This window comes from Falsiroseomonas sp. RANM36 (assembly GCF_056682175.1).
Genome location: NZ_JBWXTD010000003.1, coordinates 294587 through 296319, shown reverse-complemented (window position 1 = coordinate 296319; position 1733 = coordinate 294587). Strand labels below are relative to the sequence as shown.

2 protein-coding genes are annotated in these 1733 nt (G+C 74.0%); one reads left to right on the top strand and one right to left on the bottom strand.

Annotated elements, in window-relative coordinates; genetic code table 11:
* Positions 1-132: 132 nt before the first annotated feature.
* Positions 133-570: a DoxX family protein gene (locus AC1MIR_RS06220; RefSeq protein WP_480027316.1), complete on the bottom strand. Its 438-nt coding sequence runs from the start codon at positions 568-570 to the stop codon at positions 133-135.
* 133 nt (positions 571-703) lie between these two features.
* Here AC1MIR_RS06220 and AC1MIR_RS06215 point away from each other — a divergent pair.
* A partial coding sequence (locus tag AC1MIR_RS06215; protein ID WP_480027315.1) for a LysR family transcriptional regulator occupies positions 704-1733 on the top strand: 1030 nt, incomplete at its 3' end.

Sequence of the window (1733 nt, the reverse complement as noted above, 5' to 3'; positions counted from 1 at the left end):
GCGCAGCCGCGCGGGCGAGGTCGGCTTCATCCTGGTCGGCGCCGACATCCAGGGCGCCGAGGCGCATATGCGGCGCGAGCCGGAGAAGTGGGGCACGCTGCTCCGCGCCCGCGGCCTGCGCCCCGGCGCGTGTCAGGCGGCGACCGTCTCGCTGCGGCGGCCGAGCAGCCGGCGCGGGTCCAGCGCGAAGGCGCCGGCGCCGAGGCCCGCCTGCACCAGCAGCGCCACCGTCCAGAAGGCCGGGAATTCCCACCCGCCGCCCCGCGCGCTGAACAGCCAACCGGCCGGCAGGTGCTGGATCGTCGCGCCGATCATGATCGGCACCATCAGCAGGCTTGCCAGACGCACCCACACGCCGGCGATCACCGCGACGCCGGCGGCGATCTCGGCGATGGCGACGATCGCGCCGAAGACCGGCGGGTAGCCGATCGAGCCGAAGAACCCCATCGTGCCCGCCAGGCCGAAGGTCATCACCTTCAGCAGCAGGCCATGCGCCAGCAGCATCACGCCCATGGTGACGCGCAGCAGGAAGGCGGCGTAGGGGGTGGTGGTCCGCTCGTCGAAGCTCATCGTCGTTCTCCTGTCCGTGCCGCGGCGTCGTGCCCCCGGCGTGGCGCGGTTATGCGCCCCGGCCGGCCGAGCCTTCCAACCGGAGGAACGAACACCCATCATCACGGGCATCAATGACCGGGGGCGCCACGTTTTGGCCGACTTGCAGAATCTCGACCTCAACCTGTTGCGGGTGTTCGACGCGGTGTCGCGCGAGCGGCATGTGACGCGCGCCGCCGAGAAGCTGAACCTGTCGCAGCCCGCCGTCTCCAACGCCCTGTCGCGGCTGCGCCAGGCGCTGAACGACGAGCTGTTCCTGCGCCGCCCGGGCGGCGTGGAACCGACCGCGCTGGCTCTCTCGCTCGCCGGACCGGTGGCCGAGGTGCTGGACCGCCTGCGCCAGACGCTCGCGACCCATGCGCCCTTCGATCCCGCGACGACCGACCGCGTCTTCCCGGTCGCCTTCAGCGAATATGCCGAGAGCGTGCTGGCGCCGCCGCTGCTCGAGGTGATGGCGAAGGAGGCGCCGCGCGCCTTGCTCGCGATCCGCCATGCCGACCGCACCAATGCGCAGGACCTGCTGGAGACCGGCGCGGCCGAGCTCGCCGTCGCGGTGCTGCCGGAGCCGCCGGCGCTCTACACCCGCGTGCGCCTGCTGCCCGAGGGGTTCCTGACGCTGATGCGCGCCGGCCATCCGCTGGCGGAAGGCCCGATGACGGTGGCGCGCTTCGCCGGCTTCCCGCATCTGCTGCATTCGCCGAACGGCTCGCGCGACGGCGCGCTGGACGGGCCGCTGCGCGAGGCCGGGCATCCGCGCCGGCTCGGCGCCGTCGTCGCGCATCTCGGCGCCGTGCCGGAGATCCTGGCGCGCACCGACATGGTGATGACGCTCTCGGCGCGGCTGGCGATGCGCATGGCGGAGGCGCCGGGCCTGGTGGTGCGCCCGGTGCCGGTGGAGATCCGCCACACGCGGCTTTCGCTCGTGTTCCACCGGCGCTTCGAGGCCGATGCCGGCCATGCCTGGCTGCGGCGCACGCTGCTGGCCGTGGCGCGGGAGGTCGGGCCGGTGCCGGGGGTGGGGGGCGGGGCGCGGCCCCCCCCCCGCGACGCTCGGCCGCGATGCCGGGGCGCAGCAGCGCCTGAATGTCGGCGTCGTGCTGATCGGCCCCGTCGGCGATTTCGGC

Coding starts and splice junctions, on each gene's coding strand:
- AC1MIR_RS06220 (WP_480027316.1), bottom strand. CDS start 570: ATGAGCTTCGACGAGCGGACCACCACCCCCTACGCCGCCTTCCTGCTG.